The sequence below is a fragment of the Intrasporangium sp. genome (assembly GCF_032907665.1).
Lineage (GTDB): Bacteria > Actinomycetota > Actinomycetes > Actinomycetales > Dermatophilaceae > Intrasporangium.
On record NZ_JAJJPG010000018.1, the window covers coordinates 1 to 25,892 of the forward strand.

Sequence of the window (25,892 nt, forward strand, 5' to 3'; positions counted from 1 at the left end):
ACATCAAGAAGGCCCTCGCCGCCTCGACGATGTCCCAGATCGGCTACATGATGCTGGCCGCCGGGCTCGGACCGGTCGGTTACGCGTTCGCGATCTTCCACCTGCTCACCCACGGTTTCTTCAAGGCCGGGATGTTCCTCGGGGCGGGCTCGGTCATGCACGGCATGAACGACCAGGTCGACATGCGACGCTTCGGCGGGCTGTCGGGGGTCATGAAGGTCACGTGGGCCACCTTCGCGCTCGGCTGGCTCGCCATCATCGGTGTGCCGCCGTTCTCCGGCTTCTGGTCGAAGGACAAGGTCATCGAGGCCGCGTTCATCGGCGAGGGCTGGCGCCCGTGGGTCTTCGGTGGCGCGGCGCTCATCGGTGCAGGCATCACGGCCTTCTACATGTCGCGGTTGTTCTTCATGACCTTCCACGGCAAGAAGCGCTGGACGGAAGACGTCCACCCGCACGAGTCGGGCAGGCTCATGACGGTGCCGATGATGGTGCTCGCCGTGGGGTCCGCCTTCCTCGGTCTCATCATCGGCCCGACCGGCATGTTCACCTCCTGGCTCGAGCCGGTGACCGGCGCCCACGGCGAGGAGCACCCGGTCCTCGCCGTGCCCGTGATCATGGCCCTGACCCTGCTCCTCGTCGCCGGTGGCGTCGCGCTCGCGTGGATGCGCTACTGGCGCGACGACGTGCCCGTGGTGGCACCAGCCGGGTCGCTGCTCACGCAGGCTGCGCGCAACGACCTCTACCAGGACCAGGTCAACGAGGCCCTCCTCATGCGACCCGGTATCCACCTGACCCGCTCGCTCGTCTTCCTCGACAGCCGCGGTGTCGACGGTGGGGTGGGGGGCTTCGCGGCCCTCGTCGGCGGCACGTCGTCCCGCCTGCGCAGGCTGCAGAACGGCTTCGCGCGCTCCTATGCCCTGACGATGCTCGCCGGTGTCGTCGCCATCCTCGGTGCACTGTGGGTGATCTCCTGATGAACGAAACGACCACCACGATGTCCACCATCCCGTGGCTGACGATCCTCGCCGCCTTGCCGTTGGTCGGGTCGCTCGTCGTGGCGTTCGCGCCGGGCAGCGTGGAGAACGCCAAGCGCATCGCGCTCGGGACCTCGCTCGTCACTCTCGTCCTCGGCATCGTGGCGGCGCTGCAGTACGACCCGGATGCCACGGCACAGTTCCAGCTCGGCGAGTACGCCGAGTGGATCCCGCAGCTCGGCGTGAGCTACTCGCTCGGTGTCGACGGCATCGCGCTCGTGCTCATCCTCATGGCGCTGGTCCTCACCCCGGTCTGCCTCCTCGCCGCCTGGCACGACGTCCCGGAGGTCGCGGAGCCGGGAAGTGCGAAGAAGGTCAAGGGCTACTTCGCGCTGCTCCTCTCGCTCGAGACCTTCATGGTCGGCGTCTTCGCGGCCACCGACATCTTCCTCTTCTACGTCTTCTTCGAGGCGATGCTCATCCCGGTGTACTTCCTCATCGGCCGCTTCGGCGGACCGCGACGGCAGTACGCCGCGATGAAGTTCCTCCTCTTCTCGCTCGCGGGTGGCCTCGTCATGCTCGTCGCCGTCATCGCGGTGTACTTGCAGGGACCGGGCGGCGCCGACGGTTTCCTCGTGTCACAGCTGACCGGACTCGAGCTCGACCCGACGACCGAGCGGCTCCTCTTCGTGGGGTTCTTCCTCGCCTTCGCCGTCAAGGCCCCGATGGTGCCGTTCCACACGTGGCTGCCGGACGCCGCCACGGAGTCGACCCCGGCGACGGCGACGCTGCTCGTCGGCGTGCTCGACAAGGTCGGCACGTTCGGCATGATCCGCTTCTGCCTTCAGCTGTTCCCGAACGCGAGCGAATGGGCCACGCCCGTCGTCGTCGCGCTGGCGGTGGTCTCCGTCCTCTACGGGGCCCTGCTCGCCATCGGCCAGACCGACATGATGCGCCTCATCTCCTACACGTCGGTGAGCCACTTCGGCTTCATCGTGCTCGGGATCTTCGCCTTCACCAACGTCGGAGGGGCCGGTTCGTCGCTCTACATGGTCAACCACGGGTTCTCCACGGCGGCTCTCTTCCTCTTCGCCGCGATGCTCATCCACCGCCGGGGCAGCAAACGGATCCCGGACTACGGCGGGTGGCAGCGGGTCACTCCCGGGCTCGCCGGCATCTTCCTCGTCGCGAGCCTCTCCGGTCTTGCGCTGCCGGGCCTCGCGAGCTTCGTGTCGGAGTTCCTCGTCTACGTGGGCACCTACCCGACGCAGCCGGTGGCGGCAGTCCTGGCCACCGCCGGCATCATCCTCGCGGCGCTCTACATGCTGCTCATGTACAAGCGGGTCATGACGGGACCGAAGCCGGAGGCCCTCGCCCTCGACGCGGCGGCCGTCGACGACCGGTGGCGCACGTCCTCGGGAGGCACGATCATCCCTGACCTGTCGCTGCGCGAGAAGGTCGTGGCTGCACCCCTCATCGCCGCGTTCCTCGTGCTCGGCTTCTTCCCCAACCTGGCCCTCGACGTCATCAACCCTGCCGTCGACACGTCGCTGTCGCACGTCTCGACCGCCGACACGTCACCACCCGCGGCGGATGCCGCGGCTGAAGGGAGCTCGAAGTGACCGCCGTCGCTGCACTCATGGTGCCGACCGCTCTACCCGCCGGGCTGCCCGCGGCCTTCGAGCCGGCCCAGATCGACTACCTCGCCATCCTGCCGTTCCTCATCGTCTTCGGCGTGGCGGTGATCGGCGTCGTCATCGAGGCCTTCGCACCCCGTGAGCGGCGGCACGTGGTCCAGTCGACGCTGGCCGTGGTAGGTCTGCTCGCGGCGTTCGCCGCGGTCATCGTGGCGGTGGACCACCAGGGCTACACGATGGGCGTGAGCGGCGGCGAGACAGAGCAAAAGCTCTTCTCCCTGGTGATCGACGGGCCGGCCCTGTTCATGCAGGGGACCCTCCTGCTCTTTGGTGTGCTCGGCATCCTCACCATGGCCGAGCGCCTCGGTGGGGTCGGACCCGACGCGTTCACACCGAGCGGCGCCTCCACCCCGGGCTCGTCCGTCGAGGCAGCCGCCACCCGCGCCGGGGCGTTGACGTCCGAGGTCTTCCCGCTGACGATGTTCGCGGTCGCCGGGATGATGCTCTTCCCCACCGTCAACGACCTCATCGGCATGTTCGTCGCGCTCGAGGTCCTCTCGCTGCCGCTCTACGTCCTCACGGGGCTCGCGCGCCGGCGACGCCTGCTCTCGCAGGAGGCCTCACTGAAGTACTTCCTGCTCGGGGCCTTCAGCTCGGCGTTCTTCCTCTTCGGCACGGCCCTGCTGTACGGCTACGCGGGCTCGGTCTACTTCGCCGACCTCAGCGCTGCCATCTCCTCCGGACCGCTCGCGATGAACGGGCTGCTCGTCCCGGGCGCCTTCCTCGTCTTCGTCGGCCTGCTCTTCAAGGTCGGTGCCGTCCCGTTCCACGCCTGGACCCCCGACGTCTACCAGGGCGCGCCGACGCCGGTCACCGGGTTCATGGCGGCGGCCACCAAGGCGGCGGCTTTCGGCGCCATCCTGCGGCTGGCCTACGTCGGTCTCGACACGGCCCGCTGGGAGTGGACCAATGCCGTCGTCATCGTCGCGCTGCTCACGATGGTCGTCGGCGCCGTCCTGTCCGTGACGCAGACCGACATGAAGCGACTGCTCGCCTACTCGTCCATCGCCCACGCGGGCTTCATCCTCGTCGGCGTCCTGGCGTTCGACCGCAAGGCGGTCAGCGCGGTGCTCTTCTACCTCGTCGCCTACGGCTTCGCCACGATCGCCGCGTTCGCGATCGTCAACCTGGTCCGTCAGAACGGCACGGAGGCGACCCACCTGTCGCAGTGGGCGGGCCTGGGCAAGCGGCACCCGGTCGTCGCGGGCGCGTTCGCGTTCCTCATGCTCGCCTTCGCAGGCATCCCGCTCACCTCGGGCTTCGTCTCGAAGTTCGCGGTGTTCTCGGCCGCGATCGGGACCGGTGGCGCGACGGGCACGGTGCTTGCCGTCGTCGGCGTGGTCTGCTCTGCGATCACCGTCTTCGTCTACGCGAGGGTCATCGTCCTCATGTTCTTCAGTGAGCCGCCAAGCGGCGCCGACACCGTCACAGTGGTCACCCCGTCCGTCGGGACGACCTTCTCCATCGCGGTCGGGACGATGGTCACGCTCGCCCTCGGGGTCCTGCCGTCGGCCCTGCTCGACCTCGCCGACCGGGCCTCCCAGTTCGTCCGCTGACGACCGAGGCCTCGGTCCCGACCACAGGAAGTCCATGACGACCCACGCCACGCCGCCCGTGCTCACCATCCCGGGGGCCACCCCGGAGCTGCAGGCACGTCTCCAGGATGGGCTCGCCCGCCTCGACGTGCTCCTGCGGGAGGTCGTCGACCACGAGGACCCGTTCATCGCGGCCGCCTCGGCGCACCTGGCCCAGGCCGGCGGCAAGCGGTTCCGGCCGTTGCTGACCTTCCTCGCCGCTGAGCTCGGTGAGGGCATCAGCGATGACGTCGTCCGCGCCGCGGCCGGTGTCGAGCTGACCCATCTCGCCTCGCTGTACCACGACGACGTCATGGACGAGGCGCAGGTGCGGCGGGGTGTCCCATCGGCCAACGCCACCTACGACAACTCGACGGCGATCCTCGTGGGCGACCTCCTCTTCGGCAAGGCCTCAGAGCTCATCGCCTCGCTCGGCGCCGAAGCCGTGCTCATCCAGGCGCAGACCTTCGTGCGGCTCTGCTCCGGCCAGATCCGCGACGACCGGCCGTGCCCGCCCGACGTCGACCCGGTCGAGTACTACCTCGGCGTCCTGCGCGACAAGACGGGCTCCCTCACCGCGACGGCCTGCCGCTACGGCGCGATGTTCAGCGGCGGATCGCCGGAGATCGTCGAGACGATGCGTGCCTACGGCGAGAAGGTCGGCATGGCCTTCCAGCTCGCCGACGACCTCATCGACATCGCCTCGGACTCGGACGCGAGCGGCAAGACCCCCGGCACCGACCTCCGCGAGGGCGTCGACACGTTGGCCGTGCTGCGGGCCAAGGCGTCGACCGACGCGGCTGACGCCCGTTTGCTCGAGCTGCTCAGCTCGGACCTGTCCGACGACGAGCGACTCGCGGAGGCGTTGGCGCTGCTGCGGGTCCACCCGGCCCTCGAGGCAGCCCGGACCGAGACCTTCGGTGTCGCCCGCGAGGCGCAGGCTCTCCTCGACCCGCTCCCGGACACGCCTGCCAAGTCCGCCCTCCAGGCGCTTGCCCTGTCCGTCGTCGAGCGGGTGGGCTGACGACCAGGCCGGTGCCACGCACGGTCGCGGCGGAGCGACGCGGGAGGAGTCGCGAGCATGCTCGGTAGGGTGCGGACATGAGCCGACGCCGCCAGCATGCCCCGGTGGCCCAGCGACTGTCGCAGGCCACCGCCGGTCTCCCGGCACCCCTCGCCGTCGTCGACCTGCGCGCCTTCGACCGCAACGCCGAAGCCCTGGTCGCGCGAGCCCACGGCAAGCCCATCCGGATTGCGACGAAGTCGCTGCGCAGCCGCCCGCTCATCGAGCGCGCCCTCGACCGCGACGGGTTCGATGGCCTCATGTGCTACTCCGTGCGGGAGGCCCTCTGGTGGGCGCGTGCGGGGTTGACGAACCTCATGGTCGCCTACCCGAGCGTCGACGTCGCAGCACTCACCGAGCTCGCGGCCGACCCGGCACTGCGGTCCGCCGTCTGCGTCATGGTCGACGACGTCGAGCTCGTGGACCTCATCGCCCGCGAGGTTCCCGGCCACCGGGGACTGCGCGTCGCCGTGGACGTCGATGCCTCGCTCCGGCTCGGGCCCACCCACCTCGGCGTGCGGCGCTCCCCACTGCGGGAGGTCGCCGAGGTCGAGTCCGTGGTCCGGCGCGCCCAGGAGCATGGGCTCGTCGTCGCCGGGTTGATGTTCTACGACGCACAGATCGCGGGTCTGCCCGACTCGTCGCCGGCCGTCCGGCAGGTCAAGGCCAGGTCAGACGCGCAGCTGCGCGCGCGACGCGGGACCGTCGTCGCGGCCGTCCAGCAGCTGGCCGACCTCGACTTCGTCAACGGCGGCGGCACGGGAAGCCTCCACGTCACCGGGATCGATCCCGCGCTCACCGAGCTGGCAGCGGGCTCCGGACTCTACGCCCCGACGCTCTTCGACAGCTACGACGGCCTCGCGCTCGAGCCGGCCGCCTTCTTCGCCTGTCCCGTCGTGCGCCGCCCGGCCGACGACATCGTCACGGTCTACTCCGGGGGCTACATCGCGTCCGGCCCGCCCGGCTGGTCGCGCGTGCCCCAGCCTCTTGCGGAGCACGGCCTGCGCCTCCTCCGAGCAGAGGGGACCGGCGAGGTGCAGACCCCGCTGAGAGGCGCGGCCGCGGCCCGCGTCGGCCTGGGCGACCGGATCTGGTTCCGCCACGCCAAGGCGGGTGAGCTCGCGGAGCGATTCACCGATCTGGTGCTCGTCGACGGAGCCGAGGTCGTCGGGCAGGCCGCGACCTACCGTGGGGAAGGGCAGTGCTTTGGCTGAGTCGCAGCGCGAGGTCATCCGCAGCATCGAGTGGTCCAACTGGGCCGGGACGGAGACGACCCGGCTTGCCCGGATCGCCACCCCCCGGTCGGAGGAGGAGGTCGCCGAGGAGGTCGTCAAGGCCAGGGATCGAGGTCTGCGGGTCAAGGCGATCGGGGCCGGTCACTCCTTCACCGGCGTTGCCGTCACGGATGGCCTCCAGCTGCGGATGGGAGCGCTGACCGGTGTCACGACGCTCGACGCAACGCGCGGCGAGGCGACGGTCCGGGCCGGTACGCCTCTGCACGTGCTCAACGCAGAGCTCGCCCAGCTCGGCCTGGCCCTGCCCAACCTCGGCGACGTCGACCGCCAGTCGATCGCAGGAGCCCTTGGCACCGGGACGCATGGCACCGGGCTGCGCCTCACCGGTCTCACGGGTGGGGTCCGCTCGCTGCGCATCGTCCTCGCCGACGGCTCCGTCGTCGACTGTTCACCCGAGCGCGAGCCGGAGCTGTTCGAGGCGGCTCGCCTCGGGCTCGGTGCCCTCGGCGTCGTCACGGAGGTGACGATCGCGGTCGTGCCGGCCTTCCTGCTCCACGCGGTGGAGCGGCCGGAGGCCCTCGCGTCGGTCCTCGACGGACTCGATGACGACATCGAGGCCAACGACCACTTCGAGTTCTACTGGTACCCCCACACCGACCGCGCGCTGACCAAGCGCAACAACCGGGTCGACGCCGGCACCGCTGCCCGGCCACTCCCGCGCTGGCGGTCCTACCTCGATGACGAGCTCCTCAGCAACCGGGCCTACGAGCTGCTCAACCGGATCGCGACGCGGGTGCCGCGCACGACCAAGCCGATCAGCGCCGTCTCGGCGCGGGCGCTCACGGGCCGCGAGTACGTCGACGCCTCCCACAAGGTCTTCATCACCGACCGTGACGTCCGCTTCATGGAGGCCGAGTGGGCCTTCCCGCGGGCGGCGCTCGCCGACGTGCTCGCTGAGCTGAAGACCTGGGTCGACACGCACGACGAGCTCATCTCCTTCCCCGTCGAGTGCCGGGTCGCGGCCCCTGACGACGTGTGGCTGTCGACCGCCTACCAGCGCGAGAGCAGCTACATCGCCGTCCACCGGTACCACCGGCAGGCCAGGGGCGCCTACTTCGACGCCTTCGAGGCCATCGCGATGGAGCACGGCGGCCGCCCCCACTGGGGCAAGATGCATTCCCGCGACGTCGACTTCTTCCGTGCCGCCTACCCCCGATTCGGTGACTTCCTCGCCGTCCGCGACCGCGTGGACCCCGCGCGGGTCTTCGGGAACCCCTATCTCGAGCGCGTCCTCGGCGCGTGAGGAGAGCGCAGTCAGTCCCGCCGCTGCGCTGCCCAGGCGAGGCGGATCGCGTCCCTGATCGCGTCGGCGTCACCGTCGAGATCGGCCTGCACCTTCATGTGCTTCTCCCAGCGCGGAGGCACGCCGAAGGTCTCGGGGTGACTGGCGAGCAGGGCCTCCCGATCGGCAAAGCCGACGCGCACGAGCAGGGTCCCCGGGGCGTCCTCACGGACGACGAGCCGATTGTCGACGTACCACGCGATCCGCCCGGGATGGCCCTTCCTCCTGCACCCGGGCAGAGACGTCGCGAACTCGTCCACCTCGTCGAGCCCCATGGCCCCGAGCATAACGGCGCCTGCGTCGGGGACCGGGCCCAGCGGCATACGACGCATCCCGTATGCCGCTGGGGGTCTCCCAGCGCCCCGGTCAGTCGGCGGGTGGCCGGGTCATGGCGAGCACGTCGAGGGCCTCGTCGAGCTGCGCCTCGGTGAGTCGGCCCTCGCCCACATGCCCGTCCTCGATGACGACCTCGCGAATCGTCTTGCGTTCCTTGACCGCTCGCTTGACCACGGCAGCTGCCGCCTCATAGCCGATGTAGCGGTTGAGCGGGGTGACGATGGACGGCGAGCTCTCCGCGAGCATCCGGGCATGCTCCACCTCGGCGGTGATCCCGTCGATGCACCGGTCCGCGAGGAGTCGGCTCGTGGCCGCGAGCAGTCCGATCGACTCGAGGACGTTCTTGGCGAGCACGGGGAGCATGACGTTGAGCTCGAAGTTGCCGGCCGCTCCGGCCGTCGTGATCGTCACGTCGTTGCCGATGACCTGCGCGCACGCCATGAGGGTGGCCTCGGGGATGACCGGGTTGACCTTGCCCGGCATGATGCTCGACCCCGGCTGGAGGTCGGGCAGGTGGATCTCGCCGAGGCCGGTGCGCGGGCCGGAGGACATCCACCGCAGGTCGTTGCAGATCTTCGTCAGGCTGACGGCGACCACCTTGAGGGCGCCGGACAGCTCGACGACGGCGTCCTGCGCGGACTGCGCCTCGAAGTGGTTCTCGGCCTCGTGGAAGGGCTGCCCCGTCGCCTCGGAGACTCGCTCGATGACCGCCTCGGCGAAGCCGGGTGCTGCGTTGAGGCCGGTCCCCGCCGCGGTCCCGCCCAGCGGGAGCTCCGCGGTGGCATCCGCGGCGTGCCTGACCCGGCTCGCACCGAGCTCGACCTGCCGCCGGTAGCCGCCGAACTCCTGGCCGAGAGTCACCGGCACGGCATCCATGAGGTGCGTCCGGCCCGCCTTGACGACCTCGGCGAACTCCGCCTCCTTGCGGGCGAGCGACGCCGCCAGGTGGTCCAGCGCCGGGACGAGATCCTCACGTGCGGCGATCGTCGCGGCGATGCGGACGGCGCTCGGGAAGGTGTCGTTGCTCGACTGGCCGTAGTTGACGTGGTCGTTCGGATGCACGTCGAGACCGCTGGAGGTGCTGGCGAGCCGTGCGACCACCTCGTTGACGTTCATGTTCGTCGACGTCCCGGAGCCGGTCTGGAAGACGTCGACGGGGAAGTGTGCGTCGTGGCGTCCCTCGGCCACCTCGCGGGCCGCCGCCACGATGGACCGGGCTCGCTCGCCGTCGAGCACCCCGAGCTCGGCATTGACCGCGGCCGCAGCCGCCTTGAGCCGCCCGAGCGCGTGGACCACGCCCGCGGGGACGGGTTGCCCGCTGACCGGGAAGTTCTCCACGGCGCGCGCCGTCTGCGCGCCGTAGAGCGCATCCGCCGGGACCTGCACCTCGCCCATCGAGTCCCGCTCGGTCCGGAACGGCATGTCCTGCTCGTCGCTCATGCGTCCATCATGCTCATGGATGGGACGCACTGGCGACCTCCGCGGCCTCCCGCGCGATCTCCAGCTCCTCGGCCGTCGGCACGACGAGCACGGCCACGCGACTCGAGGGCGTCGAGATCCGGTGCTCGCCCGACGTCGCCGCCGCGTTGGCGGCGGGGTCGAGCTCGATGCCGAGGAGGTCCCGCAACCCGTCGAGCGCGGCCGCGCGGACGGTGGGGCTGTGCTCACCGATGCCCGCGGTGAAGGCCACGGCGTCCACGCGACCGAGCACAGCGGCATACGCCCCGATGTACTTGCGCAGGCGGTGGGCCATGACGTCGATCGCGAGGCGGGCATCGGGGTCGCCGGCCGCGGCGCGCTCCTCGACCTCGCGGGCGTCGTTGCTCCCCGTGAGGCCCTTGAGGCCGCTGTCCTTGTTGAGGGCGCGGTCGTACTCCTCGAGGGAGATGCCGGCGCGGGCCAGGTGTGCCGGCAGCGACGGGTCGAGGTCGCCGGGTCGGGTGCCCATGACGAGGCCCTCGAGCGGAGAGAGGCCCATGGATGTGTCCACGCTGCGTCCGCCGGCGACTGCCGTCGCGCTGGCGCCGTTGCCGAGGTGCAGGACGATGACGTTGGCCTGCGTGACGGCCCGCCCCACGAGCTCCGCGGCGCGCCGGGACACGTAGGCGTGCGACGTCCCGTGGAAGCCGTAGCGACGCACCCGGTGCTCCTCGCGCCAGACCCGGTTGATGGCGTAGGTGTAGGCGTGCGGCGGCAGGGTCTGGTGGAAGGCGGTGTCGAAGACGGCGACCTGCGGCACGTCGGGAAAGTGGGTGCGAGCGACACGGATGCCCTCGAGGTTCGCGGGGTTGTGGAGGGGGGCGAGCGGGATCAGCCGCTCGATGGTCGCCTCCACCTCGTCGTCGATGCGGGTGGGCGCGCTGAACTGCGCACCTCCGTGGACGACGCGGTGGCCGACAGCGGCGAGCTCGACCCCGGCGAGGTCCGGACCGTGCGCGTCGAAGGCGCCGAGGACGAGCTCGAAGGCCGCCCCGTGGTCCGGACACGGACCCTCCTGGCGATGGAGCTCCCCGCCGACCGCGTGCTTGGCGAGGGAGGACTGCTCGCCGATGCGCTCGACGATGCCGCTCGCCCGGGACGCGCCCGACTCGACGTCGATGAGGTCGTACTTCAACGAGGAGGAGCCGGCATTGATGACGAGGACGACACCCGTAAGGCCGCTCACCGGAGGGCCTCCGCCTGGATCGCGGTGATGGCGATGGTGTTGACGATGTCGCGCACGAGGGCACCCCGGGAGAGGTCGTTGACCGGCTTGTTGAGTCCCTGGAGGACCGGTCCGATCGCCACCGCCCCGGAGGTGCGCTGGACGGCCTTGTACGTGTTGTTGCCGGTGTTGAGGTCGGGGAAGACGAAGACCGTCGCGCGCCCGGCCACCGGGCTGTCCTTGAGCTTGGCGGCGGCCACCGCGGCGTCGACGGCCGCGTCGTACTGGATCGGTCCCTCGACCGACAGGTGCGGCGCGCGGGACCGGACGAGCTCGGTCGCGGTGCGCACCTTGTCGACGTCGGCGCCGGTGCCCGACCCGCCCGTGGAGTACGACAGCATGGCGACGCGGGGCTCGATGCCGAACTGCTTCGCCGTCGCCGCCGACGAGATGGCGATGTCGGCGAGCTGCTCGGCCGTGGGGTCGGGGATGACGGCACAGTCGCCGTAGACGAGGACCCGGTCGGCGAGCGACATGAGGAAGACCGACGAGACGGTGTCGACGTCGGGCGTGGTCTTGACGACCTCGAGGGCTGGACGGATCGTGTGTGCGGTCGTGTGGATCGCGCCCGACACCATGCCGTCGGCGAGCCCGTCGAGCACCATCATCGTGCCGAAGTAGCTCGGGTCGACGACGATGTCGCGGGCCTGCTCGAGCGTGATTCCCTTGTGCGCGCGCAGCGCGGCGTACTCCCCGGCGAACCGCGCGCGGAGCGGCTCGTCGTGCGGGTCGATGATCGCGGCCGCCTCGATGTCGAGGCCCAGCTGCCCGGCCCGCCTGCGGATCGCCGTGGGGTCGCCGAGGAGCGTGAGGCGCACGACGCGGCGGCGCAGGAGCTGGTCGGCCGCCCGGAGGATCCGGTCCTCCTCGCCCTCCGGCAGGACGATGTGCTTGTCGGCGGCGCGGGCCCGGTCGAGCAGCTGGTGCTCGAACATCAGGGGCGTGACGACCTGGCTCGGAGAGACCTTGAGCCGGTCGAGCAGGTCCGCCCCCTCGACGTGCTCGTCGAAGAGGCTGAGGGCGGTCTCGATCTTCCGCGAGGCGGACCGGGTCAGCCTCGGCACGACGGCGGAGAGGGTCGCGGCGGTCTCCATCGTGCCCGCGGCGCAGCTGATCACCGGCACGTGGACGTCGAGGCCGTCGACGAGCGTCGCGATCGGGGCCGGAAGATCGAACCCGCCGTTGAGGACGATGCCCGACGGCGTCGGCAGCGTCTCGGAGCGGTAGGCCAGCAGCAGCCCGAGCAGCACGTCACCACGGTCGGCTGGAGCGATGACGACGCAGCCCTCGAAGAGCCGGTCCAGGACGTTGGGGAGCGTCATCGCCGCGACGACCAGGCCGACGGACTCGCGGTCGAGCAGGTCGGCGTCACCGTGCAACTGGGTTCCATGCACCGCCGTCATGAGGTCGCGCACGGTCGGCGACTCGAGGACGGGAGCGCTGGGGATGACGTATGCCGCTGTGTCGCCGAGCGCTGCCTCGAGCGCCGCGCGGGTGGCCGGCACGGCGTCGGGGACGGCCCGGTTGGACACGACGGCAAGCACCCGCGCATGGTTGGCCCTGGCCTCGTCCGCGGCGATCTCGGCGGCGACGGTCACCTCCTCCGGGGTGCGGCCCTTGCTCGAGATGACGAGGACCATCGGTGCGTCGAGGTTGGCGGCGATCCTCGCGTTGTAGGAGAACTCGGTCGGGGAGGTGACGTCGGTGTAGTCGGAGCCGATGACGAGCATCGCGTCGTAGTGCTCCGCCACGGTGTGGAAGCGGTCGACGATGGTCGCCAACGCCCCGTCGGGGTCGCTGTGGACGTCCTCGTAGCCGACTCCGGACGCTGCCTGCGCCGTCAGCCCGGTGTCGAGCCGGGACAGCAGCAGGTCGAGAACGTGGTCGTTCTCGACACTCGCGGCGCTCTGCGTGCGCACGATGGGCCGGAAGACGCCGACGCGCTCGACGCGTCGGCTCAGCTGGTCGAGGATGCCGAGAGCGACGGCGGACTTGCCGGACAGTCCCTCCGAGGAGGCGAGGTACACACTGGTGGCCACGGAGGCAGGCTATCTGGCCAGGTCAGTGGTCCGGTGTCGGCAGCACGTCGGGTGTCGCCGCAGACGTGGGGGAACCAACGGCCGTGCCGGGGCCCCCCTCCGAGCCGGCGCAGGACCACCCGGCCGGTGCCGTATGCCGCTGGGCTCGCTCCGTGCGGCTGGTGGCCTCCGCGGACGGCTGGAGCGCGCCGGGCACCGAGGACGGCGGGAGGGCGGCGGGCTCCGGGTTGCGGATGAGCAGCCACGAGACGACGCCGCCACCGGCGAGCAGGACGGTGCAGATCCACATGGCCCGGCCGTAGCCGGCGTCGAAGGCCACCGGGCTCTGGTAGTCCGCCCCGCTGAGACCGACGACCGCGGGCAGGGCGGCCACGGCGAGCAGGCTGCCGGCCCGCGCGACGGCGTTGTTGACCCCGCTCGCGATGCCCGCCCACCGGTCCGGCGCCGCTGCGAGCACCGTTGCGGTCAGGGGAGCGACGAGGATGCAGAGCCCGAGGCCGAAGATCGAGATGCCGGGGAAGATCGCGCTCCAGTAGGCGTCGCCTGCCCCGACGCCGGTGAGCAAGGCTGCGCCGGCCGCGCACACGATCGGCCCGACCGTCATCGGCAGCCGCGGTCCGATGCGGGCGCCCACCTCGCCACCCTTGGCCGCGAGGAAGAGCATGAGCACGGTGACCGGCAGGGACGCGAGGCCGGCCAGCAGGGGTCCGTAGCCGAGCACGGTCTGCAGCTGGAGCGTGAGGAAGAAGAACACCGCGCCGAGGGCCGCATAGACGAGCATCGTCATGAGGTTGGCCGCGGTGAACTGGCGGGAGCGGAAGAGGGAGGGTTGGACCATCGGGTGGGCGCTGCGCAGCTCGACGGCCGCGAAGCCGACACCGGCGGCGAGTGAGGCGCCGACGAGCGCGAGCGCCCGGCCTGCGCCGAGGGCCTCGAGCTGGATGAGCGCGTAGGTCAGGACCGCCAGGGATGCGGTGGCGAGGATCGCCCCGACGATGTCGAACTCGCGCGGCGCCGACTCGTCGAGGGTCTCGGGCACGGCCGTGAGGGCGATCCAGACGGTCACCGCAGCCAGGGGCAGGTTGAGCAGGAACGCCCAGCGCCAGGAGGCGTACTCGACGAGCCAGCCGCCGACGAAGGGTCCGATCGCCGCGGAGATGCCGCCCAGCCCCGACCACGCCCCGATGGCCTTGGCCCGGTCCTCGGAACGGAAGACCGACTGGATGATCGACAGGCTGCCCGGCGTCAGCAGGGCGCCCCCGACGCCTTGGAGGACCCGCGCGGCGATGAGCTGCTCCGAGGTCTGGGCGATGCCGCAGGCGAGTGAGGCGACGGCGAACCAGATGACGCCCGTGACGAAGATGCGCCGGCGGCCGAAGCGGTCACCGAGCGAACCGCCGAGCAGGATGAGCGAGGCGAGGGCGAGCAGGTAGCCGTTGGTGATCCACTGGAGGTCGGCCAGGCTCGCGTCGAGCTCGTCGCCGATCCGCACCAGTGCGACGTTGACCACGGTGCCGTCGAGCAGCGCCATGCCCGACCCGAGCACCGCCGCGGCGATGACGAGCCGTCCAGGCCGAGTCCCCAGCTCGATGCTGGCCACGGTCCCACTGTGTCACGCCCCCGCAAGCCATTTGCGGGATCCGCTCCTCCGCAGGCAGCCCCCGCAACACGCCCGGCAGTGCCCAACGCACACCGGAAATACCACGGGTGCAGTGCGAACCACCGGGCGTGTTGCGGGGTCAGCGGGGGTGTTGCGGGGTCAGCGGGGGTAGTCGTCGGTGGGGATCGCGCACTCCTCGTCGTCGAGCCCGGCGGCTGCGGCAGCAGCCGCCCCGGCCGCGAGCGCGGCGACCCGACGAGCGCGGCGCAGGGCCAGCAACGAGTCGACGGTGAGGACGACGAGGGCCACCCAGACGATGCCGAAGCCGATCCACCGCTGCGGGGACATGACCTCGCCGAGGAGGAGCACGGCCACGAGCAGCTGCATGACCGGGGTGATGAACTGGATGAGCCCGATGCTCACGAGCGGGATCCGACGGGCCGCCCCTGCGAAGAAGAGCAGGGGCACGGCCGTCGCGACCCCCGACCCGACGAGCAGCCACGTGTGGACCGGGCCGTGGTCGCCGAAGGCGAGCCCGCTCCCGCCGGCGATGACGACGAGCATCACCGCGGCGGCCGGGGCGAGGACCACCGTCTCGAGGGTGAGCCCGTGCAGCGCCGGGAGGCTCGCGCCCACCTTCTTCTTCGTCAGGCTGTAGAGCGCGAAGGAGAACGCCAGCGTGAGCGCGACGACCGGCACCCGGCCACTCGCCACGGCCAGGTAGACGCCGGCGACGAGGCCGATCGCGACCGCGATCCACTGGAGCACCCGGAGTCGCTCACCGAGGACGACGACACCGAGCGCAACGGTGACGAGGGGGTTGAGGAAGTAGCCGAGGGCCGCCTCACTCGTGTTGCCGGACGTCACCGCGGCCACGTAGACGACCCAGTTGACGGCGATGAGGACCGCGGCGACGGTGATGCCCGCGACAAGTCGCCTGCGACGCAGGATCGGCAGCACCCAGGCGACGTCGCGCTGGACCGCGAGCAGCACCAGGCAGAAGAGGAGCGTCCAGAGGATGCGGTGGGCGAGGATCTCCCACGCACTCGCGGGCTTGAGGGCGTCGAAGTAGAGCGGGAAGAGCCCCCAGATGCCGTATGCCGCAAAGCCGAGGACGGTGCCCCGAGCGACCTCCCCGAGTGGCGGGCTGTGGACGGTGCGACCCCTCGGGACCGGGGCCGGCTCGCTGGCACCCGCCTCCGGACGAGTGCTCAACGCGGGTCGTTCGTCGGTCACGCCCCCGTCGTTTCGGCGACCTGCCAGGTGTCCTTGCCGGCCAGCAGGGCGTCGATGTCCGCGTCGGTGACCTCTCCGGTGCGCGCCGAGGCGATCTGCTCGCGGAGCTGGTCGTCGTAGGTGGGACGGGAGACCTTGCGGAAGACACCGAGGGGGACGGCCGACAGCTCGGGCGAGTCCAGCCGGGACAGGGCGAACGCGCCCGACGGGTCCGCGGCAGCCTCGTCGTGCACCACGATGCGGGTGGGGTCGGCGTCGGCACGGGGCACGACGCTCAGGCCGCCCCGGTTGTCGTGCACGACGACCCGCTCGTCGTCACCGTCGCCCGCCGTGACCTCCTCGCCGTGCCGGAGGTGGAGGATGCGCGCCTGCGCCTCGGTGCGGTCCTTGAGGACGTCGAAGACGCCGTCGTTGAAGATCGGGCAGTTCTGGTAGATCTCGACGAAGGCCGACCCGCGGTGCTCGGCCGCCGCACGAAGGACCGCCGTGAGGTGCTGCCGGTCGGAGTCCAGCGTCCGCGCGACGAAGCTCGCCTCCGCACCGAGGGCGAGGGACACCGGGTTGAACGGGGTGTCGAGGGAGCCGAGCGGGGTGGACTTGGTCACCTGCCCGACCCGGGACGTGGGGGAGTACTGGCCCTTGGTGAGGCCGTAGATCTCGTTGTTGAAGAGCAGGATCTTGAGGTTGACGTTGCGACGCAGGGCGTGGATGAGGTGGTTGCCGCCGATGGAGAGGGCGTCGCCGTCGCCCGTCACCACCCACACCGACAGGTCCTCGCGGCTGGCCGCGATCCCGGTCGCGATGGCGGGGGCGCGGCCGTGGATCGAGTGCATCCCATAGGTGTCGAGGTAGTAGGGGAACCGCGAGGAACAGCCGATGCCGGAGACGAAGACGATGTTCTCCCGCTTGAGACCGAGCTCCGGCAGGAAGCCCTGGACCGCGGCGAGGATCGCGTAGTCGCCGCAGCCGGGGCACCAGCGGACCTCCTGGTCCGAGGTGAAGTCCTTCTTCGACAGGGCCTCGCCCTCCCCGAGGAGTGGCACCGCGGCGTAGCCGCTTCGGGGGTCCACGGGGGCGGAGCCCCTGTGTGTGGTGGTCACTTGGCCATCTCCTTCATGCTCTCGGGCAGGGGACTCGACGCCTGCCACGCATCGTTGATGACGTCGGCGATCTCGCTCGCCTGGAAGGGCAGTCCCCGCACTGCCGTGTGTGACTGGACGTCGACGAGGTACTTGGCGCGCAGCAGCATCGCCAGCTGCCCGAGGTTCATCTCGGGCACGATGACGCGGCGGTAGCGGCGGAGCACCTCGCCGGTGTTGACCGGGAACGGGTTGAGGTGGCGCAGGTGGGCCTGCGCCACGGGGGCGCCCATGGCCCGCGCCAGCCGCACGCCCGCGGCGACCGGGCCGAACGTCGACCCCCAGCCGAGGACGAGGATCTCGGCGTCCCCGGTCGGGTCATCCACGGCGAGCGGCGGGATCGTGTCGGCGATGCCGTCGATCTTGGCCTGGCGGAGCCGGACCATCCGGTCGTGGTTGTCGGGGTCGTAGGAGATGTTGCCCGTGACGTCGGCCTTCTCGATGCCGCCGATGCGGTGCTCGAGGCCCGGGGTTCCCGGGATCGCCCAGGGCCGGGCCAGCGTCTGCGGGTCGCGCTTGTAGGGGTGGAAGACCGGCTCGCCGTCCGCGGTGACGTCGTTGGGCTCGGTGGGGAACTCGACAGTGAGGTCGGGCAGCTCGCTCGTCCTCGGCAGGCGCCACGGCTCGGACCCGTTGGCGAGGTAGCCGTCGGACAGGATGATGACGGGCGTGCGGTAGGCCGTCGCGATGCGCACGGCCTCGACGGCCATGTCGAAGCAGTCGGCCGGCGTCGCCGGCGCGACGACCGCGACCGGGGACTCGCCGTTGCGGCCGAAGAGGGCCTGCAGCAGGTCCGCCTGCTCGGTCTTCGTCGGCAGCCCCGTCGAGGGGCCGCCGCGCTGGATGTCGCAGACGACGAGGGGCAGCTCGAGCGACACCGCGAGACCGATGGTCTCGGCCTTGAGCGCGAGCCCCGGGCCGGATGTCGTCGTGACGCCGAGCGCTCCGCCGAACGACGCGCCCAGGGCGGCGCCGACGCCCGCGATCTCGTCCTCGGCCTGCATGGTCGCGACGCCGTAGCGCTTGAGGCCCGCCAGCGTGTGCAGGATGTCGGAGGCCGGGGTGATGGGATACGACCCGAGGAACAGGGGCAGGTCCGCACGGTGTGCCGCGGCGACCAGCCCCAGCGACAGCGCGACGTTGCCGGTGACGTTGCGGTAGGAGCCCGACTCCATCGGCGCCGGCGCCACCTCGTAGGACACTGCGAAGTCCTCGGTGGTCTCGCCGTAGTGGAACCCCGCGTGGAGGGCGGCGAGGTTGGCCTCGAGGATGTCCGGGCGGATCGCGAACTTCGCCTTGAGGAAGGCCTCGGTGCCCTCCATCGGCCGGGTGTAGAGCCAGGAGAGCAGGCCGAGCGCGAACATGTTCTTCGCCCGCTCCTTCTCCTTGCGGGTCAGGTCCGTGAAGGACGCGAGCGCCTCCACCGTGATCGACGTCAGGCCGACGGCGTGGACGTGGTAGCTCTCGAGCGAGCCGTCCTCGAGCGGGTTCGTCGTGTAGCCCACCTTGGTGAGGTTGCGCTTCGTGAACTCGTCGGTGTTGGCGATGATCGTGGCGCCCCGGGGCAGGTCCCGCAGGTTGGCCTTGAGCGCTGCCGGGTTCATCGCCACGAGGACGTCCGGCCGGTCACCCGGCGTGAGGACGTGGTGGTCGGCGAAGTGGAGCTGGAAGCTCGACACGCCGGGCAGCGTCCCCTGGGGCGCCCGGATCTCTGCGGGGAAGTTCGGAAGCGTGGACAGGTCGTTGCCGAGCAACGCTGTCTGCGAGGTGAATCGGTCGCCGGTCAACTGCATGCCGTCGCCGGAGTCCCCGGCGAAACGAATGACCACGCGATCGAGCTTCTGGACCAGTTTGGTGCTCATGCTCTGCGACGTCCTCAGCGTTCCTAGACAGTGGCCGGGGTCTTCCCATGGGGCCTTTACCCATGCTAGTTCGCGTGGCATTCAGGTTCGCGCATCTCGCCATTTCGTGGACAGCCGGTTCGCGCGTCCAGGCAGGCCGTGCCGGACCGCGGACGTCGCCTGCCGGTGGGGGCTGACGCGCGCTGACGGACGCCGCAGGGGTACGATCTCGGTGCCGAAGCAACACCCGTCCGGGTGGGGAAAGTGAGGCAGCGCGGGCCACCGGCGCGCGCATCATTCACCGAACCCGCGGGTGGCCTGCCGGCGCCGGCCGTCCGCAGAGAGGACTGGCCGAGATGCAGGTTTCCACGTCGTCCCCGACGGAGGTCGTCGACACCGAGTTCGTGTCGCTGGACGAGCGGTTCCGCGGCCTCGACGGCGACTTCGTCGTCGAGCGGCTGCACACGGGCTCGCGCAAGAGCGAGGGACCCGTGTGGTTCCCTGCAGGGCGCTACCTGGTCTGGAGCGACATCCCGAACTCCCGCCTGCTGCGATGGGACGAGACCACCGGGGCCGTCGGGGTCTTCCGGCACGACTCCGGGCACGCGAACGGCAACACCATCGACCGCGAGGGACGGCTCGTGACGTGCGAGCAGGGCAACCGGCGGGTGACGCGCACGGAGCATGACGGGAGCGTCACCGTGCTCGCGGACTCATACCGGGGCAAGCCGCTGAACAGCCCCAACGACGTCGTCGTCCGTCACGACGGGTCGATCTGGTTCACCGACCCGCCCTATGGCATCACGGGTGACTACGAGGGCAATGACGGGCCCCAGGAGCAGGAGGGCCAGTACGTCTTCCGGCTCGACCCGGCCAGCGGCGCGCTCACTGTCGTCGCCGACGACTTCGTCCGTCCCAACGGCCTCGCCTTCTCGCCCGACGAGCGCCGCCTCTACGTCGCGGACACGCGCCAGGAGCCCAGCCACATCCGCACGTTCCACGTCCGCGAGGACGGCACGCTGTCCGGCGGCGACATCTATGCGACCTGCGACCACGGCCGCTTCGACGGGCTTCGGGTCGACACCGAGGGCCGGATCTGGGCTGCCGCGTGGGACGGCATCCACTGCTTCGCCCCCGGCGGCGACCTCATCGGCAAGCTGCTGCTGCCCGAGCCGGTCGCGAACCTCACCTTCGGCGGCCCGAAAGGCAACCTGCTCTTCATCACGGCCGGCAGATCGCTCTACTCCCTCCGCGTCACCTTCAACGGCGCCCGCTACCCGACTGCCGCCGCCTGAGCGGGCTCGGCGGACCGTCCCGCGCCGACCGCCGGCACCGACCCACCCGGTCGATCGTCAGGACCGAGTTTCCCGTCTCGGCGAGGCGCGGGACGGACAGGGCGCCAATCGGGTTCCGGCATCGCTAGGCTGGCCGCCATGTCCGGGTATGTCGCCGTCGCAGCCGTCCTCGGGGCCGGCCTGCTCCTCGTGACGGTCGCGATGATCGTGCGGCGGTTGTTCGCCCCGCACGCCCCGCACACCGCCAAGCTGACGACCTACGAGTCCGGCGTCGACCCGGTCGGTGAGGGCTGGGCCCAGACCAAGGTCCGGTACTTCGTCTACTCGTTCCTCTACGTCGTCTTCGCCGTCGACGCGATCTACCTGTTCCCCTGGGCGCACGTGCTCCGGTCCGCGGACCTCGGCATGGCGAGCCTCGTCGAGATGGGCATCTTCATCGGCGTCATCCTCCTCGGGCTGGCCCATGCGGCCCGACGTGGTCTGTTGAGGTGGGTCTGATGAGCGAGCCGATCGGGCTGCCGATGCCCACCGTCCGGCCCGTCGAGGGGCGCGTGGGTGTGCTCGGTGAGCACGCCCCCAAACCCATCAAGGTCGTGCTCAACTGGGGACGCCGCTACTCGCTGTGGGTCTTCAACTTCGGGCTCGCCTGCTGCGCGATCGAGTTCATCGCGACCTCGATGGGACGCCACGACTTCATGCGGCTCGGGGTCATCCCGTTCGCCCCGGGCCCGCGGCAGGCGGACCTCATGGTCGTCTCCGGCACCGTGACCGACAAGATGGCGCCGGCGGTCCGGCGACTCTACGACCAGATGCCCGAGCCGAAGTACGTCATCTCCTTCGGCGCCTGCTCCAACTCCGGCGGACCGTACTGGGACTCCTACTCGGTCACGAAGGGCGTCGACACCATCATCCCGGTCGATGTCTACGTGCCGGGGTGCCCCCCGCGGCCCGAGGCCCTCCTCCACGGCATCATCCGACTGCAGGAGCAGATCGCCAAGGAGCGGCTCTCCGGCGCCAAGGTGCGCGGCCGTTACGCCGGGTCGCGGTTGGCCACAGCGGGCGACGTGAGCCGCCCGATGGTGACCGGCCCCGCCGGCCCCCAGAGCGGGGGTGACGCGTGAGGGTCACCGACGTGCGCGACGTTCCTTTCGGCGAGTGGTCCTCGACGGTCCTCATCCTTCGGAACGAGGGCTACACCTACTTCGACTGGCTCACGGCCGTCGACCAGACGGACGCGACGCCGAAGACCGAGGGCGAGGGCGAGAGCGAGAGCGAGAGCGCCGTGGCCGGCTTCGACGTCGTCTGTCACCTCATCAGGGTCGGCACCCCGGGTGCGCTGGAGTCGGTGCTGCTGCGCACGCGTGCACCCGAGGGGCTGCCGGTTCCGTCGATCACCGGCGTCTTCCCCGGCGCGGCGTGGCACGAGCGCGAGACCCACGAGATGTTCGGCATCGACTTCGACGGCTTCGACGACGGGACGGGCCAGGGCCTGCGGCCCCTGCTCCTGCCGGACGGCTTCGTCGGCAACCCGCTGCGCAAGTCCTTCGTCCTCGCGGCACGCGCGTCGAAACCGTGGCCGGGAGCGAAGGAACCGGGCGAGGGCCACGGCGAGGGCGCTCCGGGCCGACGCCGGGTCCAGGCGCCCGGCGTGCCCGGACCGGAGTGGGGGCCACGGTGAGCGAGGGCTGGACCGTTCTCGAGGTCGTGCTGCGGGCTGCGGCGGTGCTCGCCGCCTTCCTCGTCCTCCCGCTGCTCATCGGGCAGACCGAGCACAAGGTCATGGCACACATGCAGGGCCGCCTCGGCCCGATGTATGCCGGAGGCTTCCATGGCTGGGCCCAGCTCGTCGCCGACGGGGTGAAGTTCGTCCAGAAGGAGGACATCACACCGGCCCGGGCCGACCGAGGGGTCTTCCGGCTCGCCCCCTTCGTCGCCCTCATCCCCTATCTCGTCGCGATGTCGGTGATCCCGCTGTCACCCAGCATCGTCGGAGCGGACGTTCCCGGCAGTGCCCTGCTCGTCCTCGCGGCCACCGGCGTCGGGATCATCGGCACGCTCATGGGCGGGTGGGCCTCGGCGAGCAAGTACTCGCTCCTCGGAGGCATGCGCGCGGCCGCCCAGCTCGTCAGCTATGAGCTGCCCATGGTGCTCGCCGTCGCCTCCGTGGCGCTCGCCGCCGGGACCCTGTCCCTCATCGGCATCGCCGAGGCGTGGACGCCCTGGTGGCTGCTGTGGCAGGCCCCCGGTGCCGTCGTCTTCCTCGTCGCTGCGATCGCGGAGCTCCAGCGACCGCCGTTCGACATGCCGATCGCCGACTCCGAGCTCGTCTTCGGTGTCTTCACCGAGTACACCGGCCTGCGGTTCGCCTTCTTCCTGCTCGCCGAGTACGCCGGCATCGTCATCTTCTCGCTGCTCTTCGCCGTGCTCTGGCTCGGCGGCTGGTCCGGCCCGCTGGAGGACTGGCTCGGCTGGCTCTGGACCCTGCTCAAGGGCTTCGTCGTCGCGGTCGTCATCATCTGGCTGCGAGTGTCGTGGCCGCGGCTGCGCGAGGACCAGCTCCAGCGACTCGCCTGGGTCTGGCTCGTCCCGATCGCGTTGCTCCAGCTCGCGATCACGGCAGGTGGTGTGGTGATGATGCGATGACTGACGACGCGACGATCCCCGAGTCGACGACTCCTGAACCCGCGAACCCCGAACCGAACCCCGAGTCGACGAAGGCGACCCAGGCGAAGGGCGGTGCGGCCGGGAGCCGGTCGCGACGGAGCACCACGAAGCCGGACTCGGCACCCGCGGGGCCGCGGCACGCGAGCCAGCCCAGCGGCATACTGCCCGGTCTCGTGAAGGGGCTCGCGACGACGGCGCGCACCCTGACCCGCCACACGCACACGGCGGAGTACCCCGACGTCCCGCCCAAGCTGCCACCCCGGTCCCGGGGCGTCATCGCGCTGACGGAGGAGAACTGCACGTCCTGCATGCTCTGTGCGCGGGAGTGCCCGGACTGGTGCATCTACATCGACTCCCACAAGGAGGAGATCCCGCCGACGACACCGGGCGGGCGGGCCCGCCAGCGCAACGTGCTCGACCGGTTCGCGATCGACTTCTCCCTGTGCATGTACTGCGGGATCTGCGTCGAGGTCTGCCCGTTCGACGCCTTGTGGTGGAGCCCTGAGTTCGAGTACGCCGAGCTCGACATCCGCGAGCTGCTCCACGAGAAGGACCGGCTCGGTGCGTGGATGGCGACCGTGCCACCGCCGGCTGCCCTCGACCCCGCGAGTGCCGACCCGGCCGAGCTCGTCGCCTCCGCCAAGCCCCCGCGGCCCCCCCGGCCCGCGTCGGGGGAGGGCGGCCCTCCGGCGACGCGGGTGCGGCGCGCGGACCGCGGCGCGCCCGAGGAGGGTGGCGCGTGACCTCCCGCGAGATCGCCTTCGTCGTCGTCGCTGCCATCACGGCTCTGTCGGCCCTGCTCGCGGTCACGACCAAGCACGTCGTCCACGCCGCCCTGTGGCTGCTCGTGTCCCTCGGGGCGCTCGCCGGCGCCTACATCGTCCTCGGGCAGGAGCTCGTCGGGCTCGTCCAGCTGCTCGTCTACGTCGGCGCCATCGTCGTCCTCGTCCTCTTCGCGCTCATGCTGACGCGGGCGCCGATCGGTCCGCACCCGCAGATCGACACGCCGCAGTGGCAGCGCACGCTGGCCAGCGCCCTCGGTGGCGCGACCACGGCCCTGCTGGCATCCGTCCTCCTGCCGATGTTCGCGTCTGCCCACGTGGCCGACGACATCCCCGGGACCCCCCAGATCGGAGAGGCGATCTTCGGCACCTGGGTGTGGCCCTTCGAGCTGCTGTCCGTGCTCCTGCTCGTGGCGCTCATCGCGGCGTTCGCCGTCTCGCGTGTCGTCCTGCACCGCGAGGGGGACGCCTCGTGAGCCTCGTCTACCCGGCCGCCCTGGCGGCCCTGCTCGCCGGCATCGGTGTCTACGGCGTCCTCGCCCGGCGCAACGCCGTCCTCGTCCTCATCGGCGTGGAGCTCATCCTCAACTCCGCCAACCTCCTTCTCGTCACGGCGGGCTCGCGATCGGGGGTGCCGTTCGCGGCCGGTCCGGTGCTCGCGCTCTTCGTCATCACGATCGCGGCCGCCGAGGTCGTCGTGGCCCTCGCCATCATCCTCGTGATGTTCCGCACGTTCGGCCACATCGACCTCACGGCGACCCCCGACCTCACGGATGAACCGCACCGCGACGAGGTCGAGCCGGAGCCCGAGCCCGGGGCGGCAGCACCGGACGGGCCGGATGGGCCGGTTGGGCCGGGCGAGGGCGACGGGCCCGGGGAGTCCGACCACCGGGAGCGTCGTCTCACGGAGGGCGTCTCGTGACCTGGGTCGTGCGCCTCATCGTCGTGCTTCCCGCGCTGGCCGGGCTCGCGGGGCTGCTCGCGCGCCGCCGGCGGGCCGTGGCCGCGTCGATCGCCGTCGGCTCCGCGGCGGTCGTCACCGTCCTCGGACTGCTCCAGTGGCTGTCCCCGCTGCGGACCGCGGATGTCGACTCGCTCGGCGGCCTGCCGCTCGCCGACCTCAGCGTCCCGCTGCACCTGCTCTCGGACCGGCTCTCCGGGCTCGTCAGCTTCGTCGTCGCCCTCGTCGTCCTCGCCATCCAGGTCTTCACGGTCTGGTATCAGCGCGAGGACCGGCGCTACGGCCAGTTCGCCGCGACGGTCTCGCTCTTCGCCGCGGGGATGCTGCTCGTCGTCCAGTCGGCGGACCTCGTGCTCACGCTCGTCGGCTGGGAGATCATGGGCTGGTGCTCCTGGCTGCTCATCGGGCACGACAGCGAGCGGGCGGCGGCCCGCCGGGCCGCGTACAAGGCGTTCATCGTCACCCGGGTGGCCGACATCGGCATGGTCGTCGGACTCGTGGCGCTGGCCGTGCGCGCCGGCAGCACCGACCTGCTCGACGTGCTCACCGCCTCCGGGTCCGATGGCCTGCTCACCCTGGGGCTCGTCGGTGTGCTCATCGGCGTGGCGGGCAAGTCCGGCCTCTTCCCCTTCCACGACTGGCTCCCCGATGCGATGGAGGGCCCGACGCCCGCGTCCGCTCTGATCCACGCAGCGACGATGGTGGCGGCCGGCTCCTACGTCATCGCTCGCCTCTTCTCCCTCTATGCCGTCGACGACGGGGCCCGACTGCTCCTCGCTGTCCTCGCGGCGATCACGATGGTGTATGCCGCTGTGCTGGCTTTCGCCCAGAGCGACGTCAAGCGGTTGCTCGCCTACTCCACGCTGAGCCAGATCGCCATCATGCTCGGCGCGCTTGCAGCTGCTCCGGTGGGGGCGGGACCGGTGCCCGCGATCTCCCACCTCATCGGCCACGCCTTCTTCAAGGCGCTCCTCTTCCTCGCGGTCGGCTGGCTCGCCGTCCTCGTCGGCGGGACGGCGCTGGCCCGGATGCGGGGCCGGCTGCGGCCCCGTGGTGCGCTGCGCTGGTCGCTGGCCCTGGGCCTGGCCGCGCTGGCGGGCGTCCCGCCCCTCATCGGCTTCTTCACCAAGGAGACCGTCATCGACACCGCCTTCGAAGGCGTCTCGGAGGGGGTCGGCCCGGGGGCCTGGATCGTCCTCGTCGCGCTGCTCGTCACGGTCGTCCTCACCGCGGCCTACTGCACGCGGGCCTGGCTGCTCCTCGACGGCCCGCCCGACCTCTCACGGTTCCGCGCGGTCGGCTCCACCCCACCCCCGGGTGACGAGGTCGCCCGGCCCGCCACCATGACGGCCCAGCCGGGGTCGCTGGAGCAGCCGGAGCAGCTGGAGCAGCCGGAGCAGCTGGAGCAGC

Annotated in this window: 23 protein-coding genes; 15 read left to right on the plus strand and 8 right to left on the minus strand. The window is 71.0% G+C overall.

All coding sequences use genetic code 11. The features are described from left to right. The 6 genes from LOY02_RS04695 to LOY02_RS04720 form a co-directional block, all read left to right on the plus strand. A partial coding sequence (locus LOY02_RS04695) for a proton-conducting transporter membrane subunit (protein ID WP_317181173.1) occupies positions 1-974 on the plus strand: 974 nt, incomplete at its 5' end. Next, positions 974-2,596 (plus strand): NADH-quinone oxidoreductase subunit M, encoded by a 1,623-nt coding sequence (locus tag LOY02_RS04700; protein WP_317181174.1) that lies wholly within the window; start codon positions 974-976, stop codon positions 2,594-2,596. The genes LOY02_RS04695 and LOY02_RS04700, both read left to right, overlap by 1 nt. Before the next feature lie 17 nt (positions 2,597-2,613). Continuing rightward, entirely contained in the window at positions 2,614-4,227 is a 1,614-nt protein-coding gene (nuoN, locus tag LOY02_RS04705; protein WP_317181203.1) for an NADH-quinone oxidoreductase subunit NuoN, read from the plus strand. Between the two features lie 34 nt (positions 4,228-4,261). Beyond that, positions 4,262-5,269: a polyprenyl synthetase family protein gene (locus LOY02_RS04710; RefSeq protein WP_317181175.1), complete on the plus strand. Its 1,008-nt coding sequence runs from the start codon at positions 4,262-4,264 to the stop codon at positions 5,267-5,269. A gap of 77 nt (positions 5,270-5,346) precedes the next feature. After that, entirely contained in the window at positions 5,347-6,522 is a 1,176-nt protein-coding gene (locus tag LOY02_RS04715) for an alanine racemase (RefSeq protein WP_317181176.1), read from the plus strand. Between the two features lie 25 nt (positions 6,523-6,547). Further along, positions 6,548-7,846 (plus strand): D-arabinono-1,4-lactone oxidase, encoded by a 1,299-nt coding sequence (locus LOY02_RS04720; RefSeq protein ID WP_410505916.1) that lies wholly within the window; start codon positions 6,548-6,550, stop codon positions 7,844-7,846. 11 nt (positions 7,847-7,857) lie between these two features. On the opposite strand, the gene LOY02_RS04725 is transcribed toward LOY02_RS04720, so the two are convergent. The 8 genes from LOY02_RS04725 to LOY02_RS04760 form a co-directional block, all read right to left on the minus strand. Next, positions 7,858-8,160 (minus strand): hypothetical protein, encoded by a 303-nt coding sequence (locus LOY02_RS04725; RefSeq protein WP_317181178.1) that lies wholly within the window; start codon positions 8,158-8,160, stop codon positions 7,858-7,860. 91 nt (positions 8,161-8,251) lie between these two features. Continuing rightward, complete coding sequence (locus LOY02_RS04730) at positions 8,252-9,661, minus strand: class II fumarate hydratase (protein ID WP_317181179.1); 1,410 nt, start codon at positions 9,659-9,661, stop codon at positions 8,252-8,254. A gap of 13 nt (positions 9,662-9,674) precedes the next feature. Further along, positions 9,675-10,886: an acetate kinase gene (locus LOY02_RS04735; protein WP_317181180.1), complete on the minus strand. Its 1,212-nt coding sequence runs from the start codon at positions 10,884-10,886 to the stop codon at positions 9,675-9,677. Then, positions 10,883-12,964 carry a phosphate acetyltransferase gene (pta, locus tag LOY02_RS04740; protein WP_317181181.1) on the minus strand — a complete coding sequence of 694 codons (2,082 nt, stop codon included), beginning with the start codon at positions 12,962-12,964 and terminating at the stop codon, positions 10,883-10,885. Before pta ends, LOY02_RS04735 begins: the two co-directional genes overlap by 4 nt. 22 nt (positions 12,965-12,986) lie before the next feature. Further along, positions 12,987-14,564 (minus strand): MFS transporter, encoded by a 1,578-nt coding sequence (locus LOY02_RS04745; RefSeq protein ID WP_317181182.1) that lies wholly within the window; start codon positions 14,562-14,564, stop codon positions 12,987-12,989. Between the two features lie 159 nt (positions 14,565-14,723). Continuing rightward, on the minus strand, positions 14,724-15,800 hold the full coding sequence (gene rarD / locus LOY02_RS04750; RefSeq protein WP_317181183.1) for an EamA family transporter RarD: 1,077 nt from the start codon (positions 15,798-15,800) through the stop codon (positions 14,724-14,726). Then, entirely contained in the window at positions 15,797-16,900 is a 1,104-nt protein-coding gene (locus LOY02_RS04755; protein ID WP_410505914.1) for a 2-oxoacid:ferredoxin oxidoreductase subunit beta, read from the minus strand. The genes rarD and LOY02_RS04755 overlap by 4 nt, the downstream gene beginning before the upstream one ends. Further along, entirely contained in the window at positions 16,897-18,801 is a 1,905-nt protein-coding gene (locus LOY02_RS04760; protein ID WP_317181184.1) for a 2-oxoacid:acceptor oxidoreductase subunit alpha, read from the minus strand. The genes LOY02_RS04755 and LOY02_RS04760 overlap by 4 nt, the downstream gene beginning before the upstream one ends. A gap of 335 nt (positions 18,802-19,136) precedes the next feature. Here LOY02_RS04760 and LOY02_RS04765 point away from each other — a divergent pair, with 335 nt between their 5' ends. The 9 genes from LOY02_RS04765 to LOY02_RS04805 form a co-directional block, all read left to right on the plus strand. Beyond that, on the plus strand, positions 19,137-20,075 hold the full coding sequence (locus LOY02_RS04765) for an SMP-30/gluconolactonase/LRE family protein (RefSeq protein WP_317181185.1): 939 nt from the start codon (positions 19,137-19,139) through the stop codon (positions 20,073-20,075). A gap of 138 nt (positions 20,076-20,213) precedes the next feature. Further along, a complete protein-coding gene (locus LOY02_RS04770; protein ID WP_317181186.1) occupies positions 20,214-20,573 on the plus strand; it encodes an NADH-quinone oxidoreductase subunit A in 360 nt (119 codons plus the stop codon). Beyond that, the gene (locus LOY02_RS04775) at positions 20,573-21,196 is read left to right on the plus strand and encodes an NADH-quinone oxidoreductase subunit B family protein (protein WP_317181187.1); all 624 of its coding nucleotides are present in this window, start codon (positions 20,573-20,575) and stop codon (positions 21,194-21,196) included. The genes LOY02_RS04770 and LOY02_RS04775 overlap by 1 nt, the downstream gene beginning before the upstream one ends. Next, positions 21,193-21,753, plus strand: coding sequence for an NADH-quinone oxidoreductase subunit C (locus tag LOY02_RS04780; RefSeq protein ID WP_410505915.1), 561 nt, complete (start codon positions 21,193-21,195; stop codon positions 21,751-21,753). The genes LOY02_RS04775 and LOY02_RS04780 overlap by 4 nt, the downstream gene beginning before the upstream one ends. Further along, positions 21,750-22,718, plus strand: coding sequence for a complex I subunit 1 family protein (locus LOY02_RS04785; protein WP_317181189.1), 969 nt, complete (start codon positions 21,750-21,752; stop codon positions 22,716-22,718). Before LOY02_RS04780 ends, LOY02_RS04785 begins: the two co-directional genes overlap by 4 nt. Beyond that, positions 22,715-23,482 carry an NADH-quinone oxidoreductase subunit I gene (locus LOY02_RS04790; protein WP_317181190.1) on the plus strand — a complete coding sequence of 256 codons (768 nt, stop codon included), beginning with the start codon at positions 22,715-22,717 and terminating at the stop codon, positions 23,480-23,482. Before LOY02_RS04785 ends, LOY02_RS04790 begins: the two co-directional genes overlap by 4 nt. Beyond that, entirely contained in the window at positions 23,479-23,997 is a 519-nt protein-coding gene (locus LOY02_RS04795) for an NADH-quinone oxidoreductase subunit J (RefSeq protein WP_317181191.1), read from the plus strand. The genes LOY02_RS04790 and LOY02_RS04795 overlap by 4 nt, the downstream gene beginning before the upstream one ends. Beyond that, positions 23,994-24,443 carry an NADH-quinone oxidoreductase subunit NuoK gene (gene nuoK / locus LOY02_RS04800; protein WP_317181192.1) on the plus strand — a complete coding sequence of 150 codons (450 nt, stop codon included), beginning with the start codon at positions 23,994-23,996 and terminating at the stop codon, positions 24,441-24,443. The genes LOY02_RS04795 and nuoK overlap by 4 nt, the downstream gene beginning before the upstream one ends. Further along, positions 24,440-25,892, plus strand: a 1,453-nt coding sequence (locus LOY02_RS04805) for an NADH-quinone oxidoreductase subunit L (RefSeq protein ID WP_317181193.1), incomplete at its 3' end; no start/stop codon positions are given. The genes nuoK and LOY02_RS04805, both read left to right, overlap by 4 nt.

Excerpts from the sequence above, each read along its gene's own strand:
- LOY02_RS04700 (WP_317181174.1), top strand. The coding sequence starts at position 974 with ATGAACGAAACGACCACCACGATGTCCACCATCCCGTGGCTGACGATC.
- nuoN (WP_317181203.1), top strand. The coding sequence starts at position 2,614 with ATGGTGCCGACCGCTCTACCCGCCGGGCTGCCCGCGGCCTTCGAGCCG.
- LOY02_RS04710 (WP_317181175.1), top strand. The coding sequence starts at position 4,262 with ATGACGACCCACGCCACGCCGCCCGTGCTCACCATCCCGGGGGCCACC.
- LOY02_RS04715 (WP_317181176.1), top strand. The coding sequence starts at position 5,347 with ATGAGCCGACGCCGCCAGCATGCCCCGGTGGCCCAGCGACTGTCGCAG.
- LOY02_RS04725 (WP_317181178.1), bottom strand. The coding sequence starts at position 8,160 with ATGGGGCTCGACGAGGTGGACGAGTTCGCGACGTCTCTGCCCGGGTGC.
- LOY02_RS04730 (WP_317181179.1), bottom strand. The coding sequence starts at position 9,661 with ATGAGCGACGAGCAGGACATGCCGTTCCGGACCGAGCGGGACTCGATG.
- LOY02_RS04760 (WP_317181184.1), bottom strand. The coding sequence starts at position 18,801 with ATGAGCACCAAACTGGTCCAGAAGCTCGATCGCGTGGTCATTCGTTTC.
- LOY02_RS04765 (WP_317181185.1), top strand. The coding sequence starts at position 19,137 with ATGCAGGTTTCCACGTCGTCCCCGACGGAGGTCGTCGACACCGAGTTC.
- LOY02_RS04770 (WP_317181186.1), top strand. The coding sequence starts at position 20,214 with ATGTCCGGGTATGTCGCCGTCGCAGCCGTCCTCGGGGCCGGCCTGCTC.
- LOY02_RS04775 (WP_317181187.1), top strand. The coding sequence starts at position 20,573 with ATGAGCGAGCCGATCGGGCTGCCGATGCCCACCGTCCGGCCCGTCGAG.
- LOY02_RS04790 (WP_317181190.1), top strand. The coding sequence starts at position 22,715 with ATGACTGACGACGCGACGATCCCCGAGTCGACGACTCCTGAACCCGCG.